Genomic DNA, 21,821 nt, shown 5'->3' with positions numbered 1-21,821 from the left:
ATTTAGATGTTTAACAGGCCGTCAAACTTGTTTCTCACTGTTTTCTTAATTACTGCATTTTCCTTATTAACTCCTATACTTGTATCCGCCCAAACCGCGTTGGTTTGGGCTTTTTTTTGTCTAAGATCACGGTGTTTTTTAGGTTAATAGTAGGCACAAAAAAGCCCTCGAAACCGAAGGCTTTCATTACATTAAAGTTCAAAGCATTTCACGATCCGACTAGGCTGCATCATTTTTGATTAACTCGGCTAGCACCGAAAGATCATTGCCGAGATCAACCGAAGCTCCCATTTCCGTTGCAATACCTTCAACCACTATGGTTTGAGTATCACTGCCGCCATTGATTGGAATCGATAGTGCGATATCGTCTCCATCAACAGACACTTCAATCATGCCAAGCAGCTCGGCCATTTGAGTTTCATCTTGTGGGTCTTCAAGTAGATCATTGAGGTCAATCAGATCACCGGCGCCCTCCGTATAAAGCTCAAAGTCTTTAATGATATCGGTCCCATTGTCGAGCGTAGAGTCTAGCCAAGTGAAGATGTTCTCTCCGCTATCTCCAATCAGCAGATCGTTGCCTGACTCGGCATACAAAGGTTCATTACTCGCTGCACTAATAACGTTATATTGCTGCGGTTCTTCGATATCTATGGTGACCGTCTCTACCGTACTTTCTACGCCATTAGAGTCGACCGCGACATAATTAAACTGCGGGTCTTCAGTTACCGCCTCGTTACCTTGGACATAGCGTAACTCCCAACTGCCCCCTGTCGATGACAACTCCATTCCAACGATCGGATTATCTGGTGATGAATAACTAAAATCATATAGAAGTTGGCTATTTCCGGTGTCTCCGGGGTCTTTCTGATACTGCTCTGTATGCGTTGTACCATCAGCAAAGGTATAGAGTACTTCAACATAAACATTACTATTGGTGTTAAATGAACCACCCAAACCATCTAGACCAAAATCAACAACCCCTAATGGATTATTTGTAAAATCGAGGACTAAGGTCTCCTGTTTGTTCATACCTCTACCATCGGTATCACCAATACCAAAACCGACATGAGACTGTTCACCTTGATACTGTTTCAAAGGCTTATTATTGTTGTCTTCAATCGTAACCGTAATCGTATTGCCGTTATCTAGGGTAATAAGTCTTTCGGTTGGTGACACCGCGACGCCCCAATTATAGAAACCATCAACGAGCTCTGGCATATCGTCAGGGTCACCACTGAAGCCCATTTCAAACATTTCTCCAGGCCCGGCAACGAAGCTGATATTGTTTGGGACAAACAACACACCGTTGTCGACGTCAGACTGCACAATTTCTCTCGTGACGCCATTTTCATCGGTATACAAAAGGCTGCCATTGGTTGGCAAACTTTCTATCCGAATATTAAGTGGAATGTCGTCATGATCATCTTCTATATCTGAGATGTAATCTGGCATGCCGCCATCTTCAGAATCGAAGAGGATAGGTATAATCGCGTCCTCATCATTAACGACCGTAAAGCTGGTCGCTTCAGGTGCGTCATTGACACCATTGATTGTTATCTCGATAACATGCTCTACACCATCGATGGCGGTGACGACATATCGCTCAATAACCGTGTCGTCATCGTTCAAGTATTGAACCGCATCGTTATCAACGACATAACTCCATGCCCCTTCAGGAGTAATCGTTAACATTCCTAGTGCAAGTGCATAAGTAGATCCAACAGGGATAAACACGCCATTAGGTTTAAATGCAGGCATGTCACTGGTGTCGACGTCAGTAATCGTTAAAGTACCAGACACCGAGAGTTCGTTGGTATCTTCATTGACATCGACGTCCTCTGTCACTTCTCCCACGTCAGAGTCACCTTCCCCAACCGTAATCTCAGATGGGTCATCGGCACCGTTGATGGTGATGGTCACTTCACTTGTGGTTCCGTCAATCGCAGTAACCGTGTAAACCTCGGTGACAAATTCATCGTCATCGAGATATTGCACATCATCGTTGTCGACGACGTAAGTCCATTCGCCATCGTCGGTAATAGTCAACATACCCAACGCAGTATCATTGGTCGAACCTTCAGGATTAAACGTTCCGTTAGGTTGAAAAGCCGCCACATCGTTAGCATCAACATCGGTAATCGTCAGTGTTCCCGTCGCCATCAAGTCGTTACTCTCCGGGTCAACATCGACATCTTCCGTCACCTCACCCATGTCTGAGTCACCTTCCCCAACCGTAATCTCAGATGGATCATCAGCACCGTTAATGGTGATGGTCACTTCACTTGTGGTTCCGTCAATCGCAGTCACCGTGTAAACCTCGGTGACAAACTCATCATCATCGAGATATTGCACATCGTCGTTGTCTACGACGTAAGTCCATTCGCCATCGTCGGTAATGGTCAACATACCCAACGCAGTATCATTGGTCGAACCTTCAGGATTAAACGTTCCGTTAGGTTGAAAAGCCGCCACATCATTAGCATCAACATCGGTAATCGTCAGTGTTCCCGTCGCCATCAAGTCGTTACTCTCCGGGTCAACATCGACATCTTCCGTCACCTCACCCATGTCTGAGTCACCTTCTCCTACGGTAATCTCGGACGGATCATCGGCACCATTGATGGTGATGGTCACTTCACTTGTGGTTCCGTCAATCGCAGTAACCGTGTAAACCTCGGTGACAAACTCATCGTCGTCAAGGTATTGCACATCATCGTTGTTGACGACGTAAGTCCATTCACCACCATCGGTAATGGTCAACATACCCAACGCAGTATCATTGGTCGAACCTTCTGGGTTAAACACACCGTTTGGTTCGAAAGCAGCGACATCATTATCGTCGACATCGGTGATGGTTAGCGTCCCTGACGTCGCTAAGTTGTTGCTCTCTTGATCAACATCCACATCCTCAGTCACTTCTCCTGTGTCTGAATCACCTTCACCAACGGTTATGTCAGATGGATCATCGGCACCGTTAATAGTGATAGTCACTTCGCTAGTGGTACCGTCACTGGCTGTCACGGTATAAACCTCAGTAACGAATTCATCGTCATCCAAGTACTGAACATCGTCGTTGTTAACTACGTAAGTCCAAGCACCATCAGGGTCGATGCTCAATACGCCTAGCTGTGATTCGTTTGTTGAACCTACGAGGTTAAACTCACCGTCAGCTGAATAGGTAGGAGTGTCGCTGTCTACATCTGTAATTACGATCTGACCAGACGTCACTAATTGATTGGTGATCTCATCTACATCAATGTCCTCAGTCACACTGCCCGAGTCATCGGTAGCGACTGCCGCATCATCAGTACCAATGATGGTGACGGTGATGACTTGTTCGCCACCGTCGGAGGTTTGCACTGTCGTCGTATCTTGAATTTGCTCGCCATCAGCAAGTTCATCAAATGGACTGTTGGCCACGAATGTCCAGGAGCCATCCTCATTAACGACAAAAGACCCGAACCCATTTTCGCCTTCCGCATCTTTGGCGATAAAGGTAACGTCCGGATCGTCAATGGTTAAAGCGCCCCCGGTTTCAATAGGCTCATCCTGTTCAAACTCAATAACGTTGGTTTCACCTGAAACAAGCGCAAGAGCAATGATATCGAAAAGAGCAATACTTTGAGTTTCGGACAGCCCTTGAGATTCAAGTCCGTCAGTTTCAAAGTTTGTTGAAGCCAGAGTTTCAGCCCCTGTACGTTCAATCCTACCGCTGTTGGTTAGACTTGAGCCTTGCTCACCTGCTGCGGCATCAAACTCTTCACCCAATTCTGTTGGATCAAACCCTTCTTCAATAGCACGTTGAACTTGAGCGATCGCATCATCAGTGTCTATCACGTTTTGCTGACCTTGGTCATCGACAAACCGTGCAGAAACGTTTGGCACGCTCTCTTCAGTTGTTTCGACAGTGACAATGACGTCGCTAGTAGCTGGTTGCTCGCCCGGAGGCAAACGTCTAACTTGGCCTTGAGCGTCGAGCACTATAACGCCGTTCGCAAGACCTAGTATACTTAGGTTGATATTTCCCATATCCATATTCCCACTTCTGCCCAGAACACACCAAACGCGGATCCAATCCCACTCTGCGCTGTGGCTATTTCCTACAATAAATTTAGTAGTGGCATTATTGATAATCAACTCACTAAAGGCATGGAAATGCGATGCTTTTTAAATTAGTCAATAGCAATAGCGACTTACATTCAAAAAAAAACCAACAAACTTCGCATTTTTTTGCAAATGTCCTAAGCTTCGTTTAATACCATTCACTCAATTCAACGGTAAACGTAGGTTGGGAAACGGATGAGGCATTGAAAGTAGAAGGAGAGCTACTTTGAAATTGTTTAAATTATCCATAATGTGTTGCTTAGTTGCTGCAGCACCACTCGCCGCTCAAACTCTGGAACAGTCTGTGGCTATTACCCTGGCAACGAATCCAAAGATAAAAAGCATCTTTAACGAATATGTGAGCGTGAAAAAGCGTAATGACGCCTCTGGTGGGGCATACAGGCCGAGTATCGACCTTGATGCCGGTATTGGTTATGAAGGTATAAACCCTGCACCAAATAACGGTCCAGACACGGATCTAACAAGAAAGGAAGCAACGATTTCTCTCACTCAATTGCTGTGGGATGGTTCTTCGACTCTGAACGATATTGACCGTACCGCTGCAGAAGCCGAATCAGTTCGTTTGCAATTGATAGCCGATGCCGAAGACAAAGCACTGGAGGTAACACAAATATATCTCGACGCAGTAAAAGCGACTGAGGTACTGGCGCTGTCAGAAAGTAACCTTGCGATACACAAGAAAATCTATAAAGACATAAAAAAACGAGCGAGTTCAGGCATAGGTTCTACCGCAGACGTTTCGCAAGTAGAAGCTAGGATTGCAAAAGCTCATGGTAACTTATTAGCCGCCCAGAATAATTTGATCGACACACATACCCAATTTAGAAGAGTTGTAGGACAAGAACCGCTAGGTCTGATTTACCCAAGGGCTGACATATCTTGGATTCCACTGTCATTGTCAGATGCCCTAGTTGACGCTTTAGATAAACACCCTGTAATTAAAATAGCGGCGGCAGATGTCGACGCAGCACATTTTCAATATAAACAGTCCAAAGGCGTAAACTATCCTACATTCTCTATCGAAGCGTCTCAGTCATGGCGTGATGATGCAGGAGGCGATGAAGGTTCAAGTCAAGAAACGCTCGCAATGCTGAGAATGCGGTATAACTTGTACAATGGTGGTACAGACAGCGCCAATTCAGAAGCTTCTGCTTACCAACTCAATAAGGCGAAAGATCTTAGAGATCGTGCTTATCGCCAAGTCGAAGAAGGACTTCGCCTCTCATGGAGCGCCTTAGATCTCACACTGCAACAGAAAAACTTTTTGTCCGACCATGTTGATTCAGCTTCAGAAACCGTTATCGCCTATGAAAAACAATACCGAATAGGTAAACGTACTCTGCTTGACCTGCTCAATACTGAGAACGAACTGTTTGAAGCACGCAAAGATTATCTGGATGCCCATTATTCGGAGCAGTACGCTAAATACCGAGTGATGAACGCTACAGGTTCTTTATTGAATGCTCTGCTGGTTGATATACCGGAAGAGTGGACAACGGCCGTGGAGTATTAATGATGAAAATAACTTACTTATTACTTCCCGTATTAACGATGACTTTATTTGCCTGCTCCAATCAGCAGCGAGAAACCTACATCGAGACGCCCGAAGCTGAACAAATTGCCGATCTACAAGATGATGATAAAGATGGTGTAGTAAACGCGCGAGATACCTGCCCTGGTACACCAGAAACATCACAAGTCGACAATGATGGCTGTGGTGAAACAATTCGAGCAGAAGAAGTACGACAGCTGAAAATACTCTTTGCTCATGACTCATTTGAAGTAAACCCAATATTTTCTAGCCAAATTAGCACCATGGCAGAGTTTCTTGAAAACTACAAAAGCGCTTCAATTGAAATCCAAGGTTACGCCAGTAAAGTGGGCTCCAACGAATACAACTTAGACTTGTCAAAGAAACGAGCAAACAATGTACAAGATGAGTTACTTTCGAATGGTATAGAACCAGAGCGCGTGAGAATTGTTGGCTATGGTGAAGAACGCTTAGAAAACGATGGTGACGATCCTACTTCACACGCACTGAATCGTAAGGTAACCGCGACCGTAGTTGGGTTAAGTGAGCAGATCGTTGAAGAGTGGACCATTTTTACCACACTAGAAAAGTAACGTGACATCATCACTGAAAGCGCAAGATGTAAGGTAAATTCGCTTACAAATACAGCTTAGCTTCAAGATCAATAAAGCCGTGATAGGGTTACCAATCACGGCTTTTTGTTCTTTGTCGTCACATGAATCGTAAAGGTGATTCTGTGACTCTTCTTGCTACTCAGAAATTGACTTGTTACTCAGTGAGTAGGCTCCCTCTTAAGCGAACCTACTACCGATTATGCTTTTACCTACCAATTATAGCTTTACTTCTTGATGCTTAGTTTTCGGTAGAGAAATACTTAGCAGGAAGTAACCTAAGATAGCTGCGGTCGTTGAGCCCATCAGGATACCTAATCGAGCAAGCGTATCAAAATCTGCGTTCGTTGGACCAAATGCTAGCGATGAAATAAAGATAGACATCGTAAAGCCAATACCACACAACACAGATACCGCGAAGATGTTCATGAAGTTCACACCTTCAGGAAGCTTAGCGATGCCCGTTTTCACAGCACCCCAGCTGAATAGGAAGATACCCAGAGGCTTACCAACCAATAGACCCATAGCAATACCAAGCGGTAGCATGCCTGTAAGGTTTGAAATTGAGATGCCTTCTAGTGAGATACCTGCGTTTGCAAATGCGAAGATTGGCAAAATTGCAAAAGCGACGTATGGGTGCAGAGCATGTTCTAGATGTTTCAGCGGAGAACGCTCTCCTTTATTGCCTTTCAGTGGGATAGCAAAACCAATGACTACACCAGCCAATGTTGCGTGAACACCTGACTTCAATACTGCGAACCACAGAATTGCACCAACAATAAGGTAAACACTCAGCTTAGTTACATGCTTGTTGTTTAGCATGAACAGCACACCAGTTGCAATGAAGCCAACCGTTAGTGCAAGCGTCGATAGATCACCTGAGTAGAACAGTGCAATGATAACAACAACCCCTAGATCATCGATAATTGCCAACGCTAGTAGGAATACCTTCAAGCTTACCGGTACACGGTTACCAAGAAGAGCCATGATGCCCAATGCGAAAGCGATATCAGTTGCCGCTGGGATAGCCCAACCTTGAAGCGCTTCAGGGTTACTTGAATTGAATAGCACGTAAATAAGTGCAGGAGCTAGCATACCACCCACCGCTGCGATAGCTGGGAAGATTGCTGTCTCTTTAGACTTTAATGCGCCTTCTAACAGTTCGCGCTTAACTTCTAAGCCAATTAGAAGGAAGAAGACAGCCATTAAGCCATCGTTAATCCAGTGTGATACAGACATACCAAGAACATAGCTGTGCAGTACCCCTTGGTACATTTCGTTCAATGGTGAGTTTGCTACAAACATTGCGATCGCCGCAGCGATGACTAGTATGATGCCGCCAGCAGATTCCAATTTAAAGAAGTCACGGATGACGTCGGTCATGATTTCGCCCTTATATTTATTATTTAAATAAACGAATAACAAAGAATAACCACGAGTTTATATCCAAGCTCTATCGATAGATAATCACTTCTTCGGATGTTTAACTTCGGTTTTTCCTACAAATACTAAACAATACGTCGTATATTCCATAATGTTGTTATGCACCATGAATTAAGTATAGATGAGTTCACCAAGGCTGTATGCACAAATAATTCGAGGGTTGTCGGAATATCAAACATAAAAAAAGGCTATCAAATGATAGCCTTAGGTGTTTTTTAGTAGCCAGTTAACTGCATAAAGCCTGTTGCTTCATGGCTTCCGCTCGCCATAATTGGCCCTTCCCAATAGGGTATGACAAAAGGCAGCCACATATCCCTACGTTTGATACGCGTAGTGAGATTGATATCGTGTTGTGGCACGTTAATAATCCATTGGAGCGGCATTCTTCTACCATTCATTAGCGTCGTATTCTGTAATGGCTTGATAGAAATGTCGGAGTCCGTTAGCTGATACACTTTGCCAGAACGAGTTGCCAATGTTCCAAAAACATAAGGCAATTGTTGATTATGGCGATATCGGTTAATGCTCAGTGCAGTACCGTCATCGAGATTAAACACGAACCAATCCCAGCCTTGCTGACCGACTCCGAGTAAACCACTGCCCCACTCTTTATGCACCCACGCAGTACCTTCGACTTCTTTCGTTACACCGTCGAGATTCAAAACCCCACTCAAAGATAAAAACGGAGCGCTGAAGTTATAAGACGCGACAGGCAATAAGTCGTGCTTTTTCTGATAGCCGTTATCGCCGTTGAGCACGTATGGCCCTTTCGCAATAGTGTCGAGTTCAAGGCCGAACGTATCGGTTTGTACTTGAAGGCGACCTGGAAACGGTGTGTTACCCAAGGCACGCCAGTTCCAGTTATCAATCCAAATTCTAAACGGATGACTGGTCATTCCCGCCTGTCCAATGCCACCACGCGCCAAACGTTGCTCTTTCCAAACCTTAGATTCAGACGAAATTACCACATTTGAAATATAAACCTGCGGGCTTTGCCACCCCCAGGTTTCTCGCTCATCGGTTGCAATGCGAAAGAAGCTCCACTGTACCGAGTACTTTTTCCCATCATCCCCTTTTAGAGACGCAAAATAATGCCACCACTCATGCTGGAATTCTGGGTGGAACTGGAAATCACGAGGCAACGAAACGCCTCGGTCTGGCAATACAGGTTCAAACACATTGAAGTGCTCACTTACAAGTACTGAATTAACCTCATTCTCACCCTTATCGCCAACATCGACAAAATAGGAATAGTAAGCCCAGACACCTAAAATAGTGCCAAAGAAACCAATCAGTAATAGAGCAGAAACAAATCGGTGTCTGAGTTTTTTTGAGCCATTTCGTTGAAGCATATTAAAGCGCATCCCTCAGTGATTTCATCGGTGTGTTCCGAATCATTCTCATCACTGGCAATGCACCAGCTAACATTAATGCTGCCATGGCCCACGCAAATGTCTGCAAATAGTCCCAAGGAATCACTTGTAATTCGAGTGACCACCCAAAAGACTGCTTAATGACAATATCGACGATCAAGCTGGCTAACGCCAATCCGAGCGGGATAGCAATCAAGGAAGAAATAAGTCCGAACACAAACAACTGCAAGCTGCCTGTAAAAATCAGCTCTTTTGCCGAGACCCCTAAGCAACGTTGCAATGAAATATGCCTTTGTCGAGACACTTCACCCGCAACCGTCGCGAAAAAGATGCCGAAGACCGCGATGACCAAAGTGATGTTACCCAATGTATCAGCTATCGCGAATGTTCTATCAAACACTCTCATCGCCTGACTGTGAATATTGTTATTATCAAAAATACGCTCAGATCCAAGCCTGAATACGCTTTCCAATCGACTTCGAAGTCCTACGGAATTGACATCATCTTTGAGTATGACGCCTAGACCGACATTTCCGCGTCCAGCAAACCCAGATAGCCAGTTTCGATGTGACATCATGACTTGATGGTAAGGGTTGCCATAATCGTAATAAACACCAACAACCTGCCAACCAGAGCCAAGACTGTCATAAAGGTCTATATAGTCGCCTGGGCGAATCCCTAACTTGAGAGACATCGATTCACTGATCAACACACCTTTCGAATGATGCAGGTGGTACCAGTAATTCGGAATACCTAACTTGATCGTCAGCGCTTCTAATTCGCCTTCAGAAGGACCAGTACTGACCACCTGGGTACTTCCGACAGGGGAAGCGACATCTTTCTCCCAACGCCACCAAACTGAATCGACTTCAGGCTGTTCTGACAGCCAATTACTCATACGTGCAGCGGCGTTGTTGGTTGGGTAAATGTAAAGGTCTGCAGCCAAACGCTGTGTTAGCCATTTATCGGTGGTATCCCTAAAGCTACCCACCATGGTTTCTACACCAATATTCGCTGTTAACGCTAGCATGAACGCCATTGTCGCCACACCACGATAACTCATGCTTGAAGCGGCATCCGCAAAGAACCAGCGAGCACGAACCCAACGCAGTGAATAAGACAAACTGTTGAACAGCTTCCACATCAAGAAAGGCGTAAACAAAGCCACACTGACGAGCATCAGGGCAATAATCGCAAAACCAGATTCTTGCGTTTGTGGGGCTTGATACACAGCGACAGCTGCAACCAAGAAACCACAACCAATCAATGCTTGCCAAGTAAACTCAGTGCCAGCAAAACGCATCAAAGATAAACGAGATGACAAACGAATCGGTTGCGACCTCAGCAAACGAACCAATGGCCATGCACACGCTAGGAATGCACCAAGCAACGCCATTAATAAGCTATAACCACTCCAACGCCAACTCCAGCTAAGGGTTAAGCCCACATTCGCATCGTAAAGATCACCTAAACTCGAAGAAACGGCAGGTAACAGTTGGTTTGCCAACATGACACCGAATACATTACCGCAGATCCAGCTCAGTAGAACCAATAACAATAACTCTAAGCAAAGCGCTTTAGTCAGTTGCCAACCAGACACACCTGTTTGTCTCAAGATTCCGACGAGTGGTTGGCGCTGAATGAAAGACAGCGACATCGCTTGATAGAAAATAAACAAGCCAACGACAAACGACAGCATGCCCATCGCTTTTAGATTTAAGTGGAAAGCGCTAGTCAATGACTCAAGCTCAGCTTTAGAGCTGCGAGAGATTGTCAAACCATTGGGCAACATGTTTTTAAGACGTTCAAACTTCTCGGGAGACATGTCTGAACACGCAATCACGGAAAGCCCTGCACTGCGTTTAAGCATTCGGAGCAAAGAGATATCCGCAATCAACCTTGTACCATTAATCAGGTTATTTTGGTCCACTACCACTGGACCTAGCTCTGAACCATCCATCAGTGGAATGTAGTCCCCATCCTTCCATTCCATATGTTCAGCAAGATCATCACTCACTAGGATCGGATATGGTGGTTTCATGAGATCTAACGTGGTGAGTTCTTTTAGGGCAGCACCAGGCTGAAGCTGAAGCATAGAAACAGGGTCTATGCCAATAAGCATAAAGTTTGCACCATTTTCATCAGTGATACTATGGTGGTCAAAAGGAGAACACTGCTGAAAGCCTTCACGACGAAGCTGAATGTAAAAACCTTGCGGGATTTTATTCGCGTTATGTTTTGGTCGAATACGGTAAGGAAGAGGATTCGAAAAGAGTTTTTCGCCATGCGTATAACTTTGCTTGGCGTGTTGGTTGATAGCGGTAACACCAACCAAAAGTGATACGCCAAGAGTTAAACCAAGCCATACCAAGATAATCTGAAGTGGGTAACGTCGATAGTGACCAAGTAGCGCTTTAACTACGGGCCATAACATGCAGTTGCCCTCCTTGTAGACGAATTCTGCCATCCATATGCAATGCAACTTTCTCACTGTGTGTCACCAGCAATAAGGTACATTCTAATTGGCGGGCCAAAGAGGTCAGCAAACGCATCACAGCTTCCGCATTGCGCTCATCAAGGCTTCCCGTTGGTTCATCAGCCAACAATATTTTCGGTTCCATATACAAAGCACGAGCAATCGCAGCTCGTTGTTGCTGGCCACCAGATGCTTCTTCAGGGTAACGACCAAGCAAAGGCATAAGGTCTAAAGCAGAAAGAATCTGCCTCCAGAGTCCCTTATCTTCAGGTAAACCTTTTAACTGGCGGCAAAAACGGATGTTGTCGGCAATGTTAAGCGTTGGTAGCAAGTTGAATTGCTGAAAGATATGACCGATGTTGTTCCTACGATAAGCGGTGCGGTCACGCTCGGTCGAGTCGTGCATATCGAAGTGAGGGAAAGCGATTTCACCGGAATCGGCGAGGTCTAAACCCGCGATAAGATTCAGCAAAGTACTCTTACCAGAGCCACTTTCTCCCATTAATGCCAGCTGATCACCTTGGTTTAATGTTAATTCAGCACCTTGCAAAACAGGGTGAAACTCCCCCCCATCGACATAGCCTTTACACAGGTCTGACAGCTTTAACATTAAACAGCTCACATTAGTTAGAATTTGGAATGAGAATCTACACTAATTCCCTGTTAGGAGGAAGTATTTTGAAAGATAGATCACACACCAACGATAAAGTGATGGGGTTGATGCGCTCTACTTCAATTTCCTATCAAGTTTTTAATCCATTTTCTTGTTTTCATGCGGTAGAGCGACCCACCCCACTTAAGCGCTTCTTCAGTGAGGAAAAGCAGATATATCCACTCAGGTGGAAACTTCAGATAGATAGCAGCAATCGCGGCGAGCGGAATACCGATCACCCATTGGGCAATCAGGTCTTGATAAAGGCAGAACTTCACATCACCGCCCGCTCTCAACACACCAACAATGACAGTCAGCGGTACCGATCGGATAACAATACCCACGCTTAAAATTAGAATGAACTTTTCTGAGAGGGCTCTGGTTTCTTCCGTCAGTGCACTAAAAGCATTCAGTATTGGCGTTTGTACGAAGTAAAGAAAAATCGCGACCACGATACTGGTCAAGAAACACAAAATCGTTAAGCCTAACGCTTGGTAATAAACCGCTTCATTATTCTTTGCGCCAAGTTGATTACCCACCAGAACCGCTGCCGCATTCGAAAGACCAATCAGTAAACTCAATGAGATAGATTCAACCGGCGTCATCACTGACAGTGCTGCCAGTCCTTGAACGCCCGATTGCCCCATGATCGCGTGGTAAGCAAATAAGCCACCAGCCCACGCCAAAAAGTTAAACGTCGTCGGCAGCGATAACTTTAAGAAGCGAACCACTTTTTCAATCGAAGCTGCTGCTTTTATATCGCATAATTTGAAAGCCAAGAGATGCTTTGAACAATAAAGATAGCCAAACAAGGTCGCCACTTCGATTGCACCACTCAACACTGTCGCAATCGCTGCGCCTTTGATTCCAAGCGCAGGAAACCCTAAGTTACCGAAGATCAGCACCCAGTTTAAGAACACGTTAGACAGGATACCGATACCGCTGAAGAAGGTGCTTAGCCCGGGTTTGTGCATCGCTCTCAAACCTACAGCCATACTGCTAACGCACGATACAGCTAGCATGCTAAACGAGGTGATAACAATATATTCAACACCAAGGTTGATCACTTCTTGGGAGTCAGTCGTCACACCCATGATTTGTGCGGGAAATGAAACGAAGAAAACAATAGTTAGTAACGCAAATAGTGTCGAAACCAACCATGTAAGCGCGGTACTTTCTCGCACACCTTGTTTGTTACCCGCGCCCCAATATTGAGCCGTTAGCAAAGCGCCGCCCGTAGTGACACCCACCAGCATAATGGTCGTCACAAACATGGCTCGACTCGCCACACCCACCGCAGCAATATCAGCTTCACCCAATTGGCCTAACATCAATACATCCACAAGGCCTCGACTTGAGAACATAATGCTCTGCAAGGTGATAGGTAAAGCAATCGCAATAAGCCTACGAACAAAATCACCTCGAGTGTGATGGATAATTGAAGAGAGCAACATATAGAGAGACCTAAACGGAACGTATTGATGAATAAAGATAAATATCGCGCTATTATATCAATGTTCGGTTTTTAACCACAGATATAAATGGAGTAACAATGAAGAAAGTACTGGTTTTAGGCGCTTCTGGATATGTTGGTTCGCAGCTCCTCCCTCTCCTGCTTGAACAAGGCTATCAAGTCACCGCAGCAGCAAGGCATATCGACTATTTAAAAGCACGAACCGAGCCTCACGATAACCTATCGCTCGTGTATCTTGATCTTGCAGATCAAGCTGCGACTCAAGCGCTCGTCCCTGACTTTGACCTTATTTTCTTTCTCGTCCATGGAATGGCTGAAGGCCACGATTTTATTGACTACGAATTGAACCTAGCACGTAACTTTGTTTCGGCTCTTGGGCCAAAGAATCAACACGTCATCTACCTGAGTTCGCTTCAACCGCAAACGGGTGATTCAGAACACCTTCAAGCGAGAAAGAAAACCGGAAAACTGCTTCGTAAAGGGCCAGTCCCCGTCACTGAACTGCAAGCAGGCGTGATCATCGGCCCTGGCTCTGCAGCGTTCGAGATCATGCGAGACTTCGTGTACAACTTACCTATCATGATTGCGCCCAAATGGGTCGACTCTAAAGCCAACCCTATTGCCTTGCAGAACCTGAACTACTATCTGCTAAAACTCGCACAGGACACGCCTAGCGAAAGCCAAACCTTCGAAGTTGGCGGGCCAGACATTGTCTCTTATCGAAATCAATTTGCTCACATTGCAAAAACTGCCGATCGCCCACTCAGGCTTTGGGCGACGTCACTCCTCACACCTTCAATGGCGTCTTATTGGTTGGGCGTGGTGACTTCTGTTCCGTCTAACATAGGCAGAGCGCTTCTCGCGGGCTTAAAGCATGACTTTATTGCCAGTTCGACCATCATTAGAGAAAAGTACCCTCAGAAGCTTATCTCGTTCGAAAATATGGTTGAGCAAGCGATTCACGCTGAAGGAAACTTCGTGAAAAGTAATGTTTGGGGCTTTGATAAGACCGCCTTCAAACGCTGGCAAGCTGGGTACGGCTATTATCCTAAGAAAACAGGCGCAAGTATCACCTCAAGCGCATCTTTAGAATCCCTTTGGCAGGTCGCTCAGCAAATAGGAAGCCCGAAGCAAGGTTACTTCTTTGCTAATGCTCTATGGCGCACACGCGAATGGTTAGATCTTCTCTTTGGCGGTGGTGTACCGGTTCGACAAATGCCAGAAGGCTCTAACCTAAAAGTCGGTGACAAGATTGACTCTTGGAAGGTTATTCGCTGTGAAGAAAATCAGTTTCTATCTCTGCTTTTCGGTATGAAAGGTCCCGGTTTGGGGAGACTCGAAATCACCGTATCTGACCACGGTGATTCTCGTGAACTGAACATTTCAGCTTGGTGGCATCCAAAAGGCTTTTTAGGCTTACTGTATTGGTTCGCGATGATGCCAGCTCACCTATTTATCTTTAAAGGCATGGTGAAGGCGATTGAGAAGCAAGCTAAAGATCAGATGAAGGATTAAAGCAGATTCGAGATGCGAAGAAATTAAGAGCTATAGATGAGACTCCCTCCACACCTTCTTGCTAGAAAAAGACCGCCATTTAGGCGGTCTTTATATTTTTAACTGTCACTAGATTAGCCAATAACGCTAATTGGGATCTCAGCCAGTTGGTTGCCTTGGTTAGCTGGGTACACGATGTATTCACCGTGATACTTCACCGCTGACTTGTAGTCAGTGACTTTGTGAAGCATGAAACCTGCTTCCATCGCTGCTTGAATAAACTCAGCGTGGTTACCACGAACAAACCAGTTCATTGGTTTTACCATTAGCTCACCGTCGAACGAGTCGTCACACTGTTTGCCACAAAGTGCAAAAGAGTGCTCACCATCAGTGAAGAACTGAATCTTGCCTCCAGTCGTTAGCTCGTCTTCACTTGATACACTCCAACCCATCTCGTACATTTTGTCCATGAACGCTTCAACATCACTGTCTTTTAGCGCTTTAGGCTCTTCGCCTTCAGGGAAAAAACGTCCGTAAAACGCAGAAATACGTTTAAAGGTAAAAGTTAAATCAGAGTTATTGCCCTTTGAACGGCCCTGTTTCTGCCAGCGAACCAAGTCAGGCACAATCACACGATCATAAGACTGAGCCTTAATCGCCTTCGTTACCCAACGAACTAAATAAAGGTTGTTCGCAATAGGCGCATCAATCGCTTTGCCTGCTTTGTGCAGAGCGTAAAGCTCGCCTAATGCATCATTCACTAACTTCTGAATTTCAATATAGTATTTTGACATTATGCCTTCTTTCCTAATGTCCAATATAGTAATGCTGACATTACTGCACACGCAGCCATTACCATAGCCATAGACCCGGCACTGTCACTTGGCAGCATCGCAACGATAGCTCCAACGACAGAACCAGTACCAAATCTTAATGTTCCCGCAAGCGATGAAGCCGTACCGGCCATGTTTGGATAACCACTGAGCAATAGACCCATAGAGTTACTGCCGATAGTAGAAATGGTGCCAATAAATAGCATCACAAACGGCACAATACCCCAAAGCCCGAGATCCAATAACCAACCAACCAGTAAACCGACGCCAGCCAATAATTGAATGACCAGCGCGGCTCTCAGCATGGTATGAGAGCCAACCTTCTTAACAATTCGACCATTAATTGTCGTCATCAGAATCATCGCAACGATGTTCAGACCAAACAGGAAACCAAACAGGTCAGGACGTACTCCATAGACATCAATGTAGACAAAAGAGCCTGCGGTTAAGAATGCAAACATCCCAGAGAACGAGAATGCACCCGAGAAAATTAGGCCCATAGCGGTCGAGTTTTTACATAAACGAGCGTAATTACGAATCGTGGTTTTAAAGCGCAATGGTTGACGATTTTCAACAGGCAGAGTTTCAGGGATTTTGATTATCACCGCGAGAATCACAATCACTGCAAAAATAGCTAACACCCAAAAGATTGAACGCCAGCCGAACCACAATGCCAAATAACCACCAATCATAGGGGCAATTAATGGCGCAACCGTCATCACTAAGGTAACGAACGACATGGTTCTTGCAAAATCTTCACGGTCGAACATATCACGCACAACCGCTTGGATAATGACCGCCGCCGCCGCACCTGCAAAACCTTGAGCGGTACGAACTAACGTTAACGCTTCAATGCCATGAGTGGTTGCACTCACGACAGACGCTATCGCAAAGAAGAGCACACCAATCAGTAGAACTGGCTTGCGACCATAACTGTCGGCTAACGGACCATGTAACAACTGACCTAAAGCGAAACCTGCGGTGTACGCGGTAAGTGTGATTTGCACTTCCCCTGCTGTCACACCAAGATCTTTGGCGATCGTTGGCATTGCAGGCAGGTACATATCGATGGCGAGTGGTGTCAGTGCACCAATCGCGCCCAGAACCAAAAATAGCATCCAACCTAACTGAGGAGTTTGTGGTTGTGAGCTTGGGGTCTGTTGGGTAGACGTTTGCATAACTCTCCGACTAAGTACTAGGTTCTATGTAAGCACGAGCATGCACGCAGCAAACGAATACACACACAGCAATACACGAATACGCACAGTGATACACGAATATGCGCACACATACATGAACATATAGTAATAATGGCTGAAACTGTCCTAGTACCAGTCAAAATAATCAGCCGACGCTATCCTTGGTCGGCCACATCTACGGTAGAAAAGATTACTTCCAGATAGAGTCTACTTCTTCTTGTGTTAGGTAACGGTATTCACCCAACTCTAAAGACTCGTCCATCTCGATTTCACCAATACGTTCACGGTGCAGTGCTTCTACCTTGTTACCAAGTGCTGCAAACATGCGTTTTACTTGGTGGTATTTGCCTTCGTGAATCGTTAGCAACACTTCACGCTCTGCACGTACTTCAAGGTGTGCTGGAAGTGTTAGGCCGTCTTCGCTCTTAAGCTGGATGCCCTCTTTGAACTTTTCAACGTAATCGTCTTCAACAGGTTCAACCAACCACACTCGGTACATCTTCTCGCACTTGTGCTTTGGCGATGTGATACGGTGAGACCACTTACCGTCGTCTGTCATTAAGACAAGACCCGTTGTATCAACATCTAAACGACCTGCAAAGTGCAGCTTGTCCATTTTGATTTCATCGAGTAATTCAAACGCAGTGCGATTTGAGCCATCTTCATGCGAACAAACAAAACCTTCTGGCTTGTAAAGCATGATGTAACGCGGGCCGTGAACATTCAGCTCATTGCCTTGCCATTCCACAACGCACTCTTCAGTTACCTTAAGTGAGCCGCTTTTTTGAATGACATCATTTACTGTCACTGCTTTTGATTTTAATAAGTGTGTTGCTTCTCTTCGAGTGACGCCTAACGCATCGCACAGAAATTTATCTAAACGCATGAATACCTCAACTAATCTAAGTCGGGTATTATAGTCACCTTTGCTCAATTAGTTGAGCTATTTCACACTATTTGTTTTTCATTTTACAAGACACGATATGTATACACTCCGCCCGTACCAAGCTGACTCAGTAAAATCAGTGATTCATTACTTCAGAAAACACCAAACACCGGCTGTTCTTGTATTGCCTACAGGCGCAGGAAAAAGCCTGGTGATTGCAGAGCTAGCAAGGCTCGCTAAAGGTCGTGTTCTAGTGCTCGCGCACGTAAAAGAGCTCGTTGAGCAAAACCATGAAAAGTATGAAGGTTATGGGCTAAAAGGTTCAATTTTCTCTGCCGGTTTAGGGCGTAAAGAGACAGACCAACAAGTGGTGTTTGCTTCGGTTCAATCCGTAGTTCGAAACCTTGACTCATTCTCCAATCAGTTCTCATTATTGGTTATCGACGAATGCCACCGCGTGCCAGATGAAAAGACCAGCAGCTATCAAAAAGTGATCACTCACTTACGTGAAAATAATGCGGGTATAAAAGTGCTTGGATTGACCGCGACGCCTTATCGTCTTGGTATGGGGTGGCTTTACCAATATCACACGCGTGGCCAAGTGCGTTCTGAAGAGCCGAGATTTTTCAGAGACTGTATTTTCGAACTGCCGATTCGTTACTTGTTGGACGAAGGCTTTCTCACACCAGCTCGAATGATTGATGCGCCCGTTTTAAGCTATGATTTCTCGCAACTAAAACCGGCAAATACAGGTCGTTATAAAGAATCAGAACTCGACATGGTGATCGAGCAGTCTAAACGCGCTACCCCGCAAATTGTCGATCAAATCATTGAACTGGCCAAAGACAAGCTTGGCATCATGGTATTTGCAGCCACCGTTAGACACGCACAAGAGATCCTTGGTTTACTGCCCGAAGGTGAAGCTTCAATTGTAATCGGCGACACACCGACACTCGAACGTGACCAAATCATCAGTGATTTCAAGGAACGTAAAATCAAGTTCTTGGTTAACGTATCGGTATTAACCACAGGTTTTGATGCGCCCCATGTGGATTTAATCGCGATTTTGCGTCCAACAGAGTCCATCAGTTTGTACCAACAAATTGTTGGTCGAGGCCTGCGTTTGTCTCCAGGTAAAAAAGAGTGTTTAGTGCTCGACTATGCGGGCAACAGTTACGACCTTTATCAACCTGAAGTGGGCGACCCAAAACCCGACTCAGACAGTGAAATCATCACCATCCCCTGCCCTGCATGCGGCTTCAACAATAACTTCTGGGGCAAGCTAGACAGCAATGGCTTCTTGCTCGAGCACTTTGGCCGTAAATGCCAAGGCTACTTTACCGATGAAGACACGGGAGAACGCGAACACTGTAATTATCGCTTCCGAGCCAAATACTGCGGTGAATGCGGCGCTGACAACGACATTGCCGCGCGCATTTGTCATGAGTGTGATGCCACCTTGGTCGACCCAGATAAAAAGCTTAAGGAAGCGTTAAACCTAAAAGATGCGTTGGTGTTTGAGTGTTTAGAGATGGACTTGAACGTTCTCAAGGACGACAAAGGTAAGTCGCAACTTAAAGTCACCTATCGTGGAGAAAACCAAGCACAAGTGCATGAGTTTTGGTCATTAACCACCAAGAAACAGAAACAGAACTTTAAGGATCAGTTTGTTCGCCCTCACCTTGCCGACAGGCACCGCCCCTTCGAGGAATCTTCACCAACGAAAGTGGTCGCTCACCAACATCGATTCCGCCCACCTCAATTCGTCATTGCACGTAAAGTCGGGCGCTTTTGGAAAATGAGAGACAAGATATTCGAAGATGAACTGAAGCAATAGAATCCAAATAATCAACAGAATTAATAAAAGGAGTATCGATACTCCTTTTATTCACATTCTAATGACCACACATGAGTTAACTTGTTAAACCACAAATTAGATTGCGCTCAGCTTTTTCTGATTCCCGCGCCTCTTTTTCCATATTATCAAAAAGCTCAATGGCTACAGTTGGCCTATGAATATAAAAGCCTTGAATAAAGTCAATACCTAGCGTTTCTAAAGTTCTTAACTCTTCAATTGTTTCAACACGTTCTGCAACCACTTTAGTTTGGCTCATTTCTGCCAACTCAACTAATGAGTGCACCATTTTTTTCTTAAAATCAGAACCGTTAATATTTTCAACGAGCGAACCATCAAGCTTGATCGTATCAAAACAACCTTCAGATAAAATTGAATACGATGAATAACCTGAACCAAAATCATCTAAGGCAACTATGATCTGGTGGTGTTGTAGTCGTTCTACTATTTTTCGAAACTTCTCATCTGCACGATAAAAAACAAGCTCAGTCACTTCAACACATAAACGGGAACGGATATAAGGGGGTAGATGACATAAACGATCGATAACACTCATATCGAAAATGGTTTTAACTGAGAAATTTAATGACAATTGAATAGTTGAATAGTGCTCAAGTAAGCCAATTGCGTAAGTAAGCATACGAGAATCGAGCTCCTTCTCAAGCCCATGAGAGGCTACAACATCGAGCAATTCACCAGCAGAAACGATTTTTTCACGTCCCTCTTCGTCCTCCATTTTTAAACGACACAGTAGCTCATAGCTCGAAGCAACACCCTTTAAAGAATGAATTTTTTGAGCAAAGCAAAGCAACCTATCCGAGTTAAGTAATTCAACTGCTTCTACTCTAAGGTTCGGTAAGCTATAGAGCATGACCCCGTCTTGTTGCTGCCAGTCTTGGTAAGATTCATTGTTGGACTTTGCTTTACGGCAACAGTATTCAGCTTTGTAAATACAATCTTCGACAGATTCATTAGGACCACTGCGATAACGGCCAAAACTAAAGCTTAGAGCGTTTTCTGTTTCTTGGGTGAGGTTCTGTTCCAACAAATATTCAAGTAACTCCTTGGAAACCGACGTTTGGCAAATTAATACAAATTCATCGCCACCGACTCTATACGCCTTCCCTATGCCTTGTGCGGCTATTTTTTTGAAGCGCATAGCTAAATTTATTATCATTCGATCACCTACATGGTGACCTTGACTATCATTGAGAAACTTCAACTGATTTGCATCAATGTAATAATAACAACGAGAACACTCAATGACCTTTTTATATTCTATAGATTTTCGATTATACAATCCTGTCATGAAATCTTTATCAGAATTAGACAACAATTTCTTATAATCGCCCAAATTAATAACTCTTAATTCCCCAAGATCATAAACACACGCTAATACAAAAGAAGCATGAGACAAGTAGAATAGCGCCTGTATTAAATAATAATACTCAGGTATGAATGAAATAGTCATTGATGATTCAAGAACCACCACAGACATAATAAAACACGAAAGATAGCTAATTATTATTTGAACTTTATTATTAACTTCTTTTGATATCAAACAAAATGCTATAACAACGGCTGCAAGGATAGTGCTAATTAAAAACCCAACAATGACATCAAAGTTTATATAAACTGAAAAGAACTGTAGAAACACAAATGAAGAACAAATCAGTAAGTGCTTTGTATTTATTCTATCGCAACTTGAAAAAACAAGCATTAAATATACACAAACTAAAGATAAAGAATAAGAAACGAACCAGTAGTCGCTTCTAAAAAAATTTATAACGTAGGTTCCTTTATCATCATACCCATCCCATAAAAACCCAAACTTGTAAATATAAAACATAGAAAACAGCACTATATAGC

General features: G+C 44.5%; 14 protein-coding genes. 4 read left to right on the top strand and 10 right to left on the bottom strand.

Translation table 11 applies throughout. The features are described from left to right. Window positions 1–219: 219 nt before the first annotated feature. Window positions 220–4,029: a VCBS domain-containing protein gene (locus tag AB4232_RS12205; protein WP_372087204.1), complete on the bottom strand. Its 3,810-nt coding sequence runs from the start codon at window positions 4,027–4,029 to the stop codon at window positions 220–222. A 301-nt stretch (window positions 4,030–4,330) separates the two neighbouring features. Here AB4232_RS12205 and AB4232_RS12200 point away from each other — a divergent pair, with 301 nt between their 5' ends. Together AB4232_RS12200 and AB4232_RS12195 are read left to right on the top strand one after the other, a co-directional pair. Further along, window positions 4,331–5,638, top strand: a complete 1,308-nt coding sequence (locus AB4232_RS12200) for a TolC family outer membrane protein (RefSeq protein WP_372087203.1) — start codon at window positions 4,331–4,333, stop codon at window positions 5,636–5,638. Continuing rightward, window positions 5,638–6,249 (top strand): OmpA family protein, encoded by a 612-nt coding sequence (locus tag AB4232_RS12195; RefSeq protein ID WP_032499350.1) that lies wholly within the window; start codon window positions 5,638–5,640, stop codon window positions 6,247–6,249. The genes AB4232_RS12200 and AB4232_RS12195 overlap by 1 nt, the downstream gene beginning before the upstream one ends. Before the next feature lie 237 nt (window positions 6,250–6,486). Here AB4232_RS12195 and nhaA read toward each other — a convergent pair whose 3' ends face one another. From nhaA to AB4232_RS12170, 5 genes are all read right to left on the bottom strand, one after another. After that, window positions 6,487–7,650 (bottom strand): Na+/H+ antiporter NhaA, encoded by a 1,164-nt coding sequence (nhaA, locus tag AB4232_RS12190; protein WP_029222855.1) that lies wholly within the window; start codon window positions 7,648–7,650, stop codon window positions 6,487–6,489. 275 nt (window positions 7,651–7,925) lie between these two features. Beyond that, window positions 7,926–9,074 carry a lipocalin-like domain-containing protein gene (locus AB4232_RS12185; RefSeq protein ID WP_012604245.1) on the bottom strand — a complete coding sequence of 383 codons (1,149 nt, stop codon included), beginning with the start codon at window positions 9,072–9,074 and terminating at the stop codon, window positions 7,926–7,928. Continuing rightward, a complete protein-coding gene (locus tag AB4232_RS12180; RefSeq protein ID WP_009847079.1) occupies window positions 9,064–11,517 on the bottom strand; it encodes an ABC transporter permease in 2,454 nt (817 codons plus the stop codon). Before AB4232_RS12180 ends, AB4232_RS12185 begins: the two co-directional genes overlap by 11 nt. Then, a complete protein-coding gene (locus tag AB4232_RS12175; protein WP_009847080.1) occupies window positions 11,498–12,169 on the bottom strand; it encodes an ABC transporter ATP-binding protein in 672 nt (223 codons plus the stop codon). The genes AB4232_RS12180 and AB4232_RS12175 overlap by 20 nt, the downstream gene beginning before the upstream one ends. 122 nt (window positions 12,170–12,291) lie before the next feature. Further along, complete coding sequence (locus AB4232_RS12170) at window positions 12,292–13,665, bottom strand: MATE family efflux transporter (protein WP_372087202.1); 1,374 nt, start codon at window positions 13,663–13,665, stop codon at window positions 12,292–12,294. A 98-nt stretch (window positions 13,666–13,763) separates the two neighbouring features. On the opposite strand from AB4232_RS12170, the gene AB4232_RS12165 reads away from it, so the two are divergent. Beyond that, window positions 13,764–15,200 (top strand): DUF2867 domain-containing protein, encoded by a 1,437-nt coding sequence (locus AB4232_RS12165; protein ID WP_372087201.1) that lies wholly within the window; start codon window positions 13,764–13,766, stop codon window positions 15,198–15,200. A gap of 113 nt (window positions 15,201–15,313) precedes the next feature. Here the strand turns inward: AB4232_RS12165 and AB4232_RS12160 are convergent, their stop codons facing one another. The 3 genes from AB4232_RS12160 to rsuA all read right to left on the bottom strand — a co-directional run bounded on the left by AB4232_RS12160 (window position 15,314) and on the right by rsuA (window position 18,097). Next, on the bottom strand, window positions 15,314–15,973 hold the full coding sequence (locus AB4232_RS12160) for a DUF2913 family protein (RefSeq protein ID WP_009847083.1): 660 nt from the start codon (window positions 15,971–15,973) through the stop codon (window positions 15,314–15,316). Next, window positions 15,973–17,190 (bottom strand): Bcr/CflA family multidrug efflux MFS transporter, encoded by a 1,218-nt coding sequence (locus tag AB4232_RS12155; RefSeq protein ID WP_372087200.1) that lies wholly within the window; start codon window positions 17,188–17,190, stop codon window positions 15,973–15,975. Before AB4232_RS12155 ends, AB4232_RS12160 begins: the two co-directional genes overlap by 1 nt. 211 nt (window positions 17,191–17,401) lie before the next feature. Continuing rightward, window positions 17,402–18,097 carry a 16S rRNA pseudouridine(516) synthase RsuA gene (gene rsuA, locus AB4232_RS12150; RefSeq protein ID WP_009847085.1) on the bottom strand — a complete coding sequence of 232 codons (696 nt, stop codon included), beginning with the start codon at window positions 18,095–18,097 and terminating at the stop codon, window positions 17,402–17,404. Between the two features lie 97 nt (window positions 18,098–18,194). On the opposite strand from rsuA, the gene AB4232_RS12145 reads away from it, so the two are divergent. Continuing rightward, window positions 18,195–19,934: a DEAD/DEAH box helicase gene (locus AB4232_RS12145; RefSeq protein ID WP_372087199.1), complete on the top strand. Its 1,740-nt coding sequence runs from the start codon at window positions 18,195–18,197 to the stop codon at window positions 19,932–19,934. Between the two features lie 76 nt (window positions 19,935–20,010). On the opposite strand, the gene AB4232_RS12140 is transcribed toward AB4232_RS12145, so the two are convergent. Continuing rightward, window positions 20,011–21,821 (bottom strand): GGDEF domain-containing protein (locus AB4232_RS12140; RefSeq protein WP_372087198.1); only part of this gene is annotated, 1,811 nt, incomplete at its 5' end.

Source organism: Vibrio sp. 10N.286.46.A8, assembly GCF_041470165.1.
Lineage (GTDB): Bacteria > Pseudomonadota > Gammaproteobacteria > Enterobacterales > Vibrionaceae > Vibrio > Vibrio tasmaniensis_A.
Note: the sequence above shows the minus strand (reverse complement) of the source record. Positions and strands in the feature narration are given on the sequence as shown.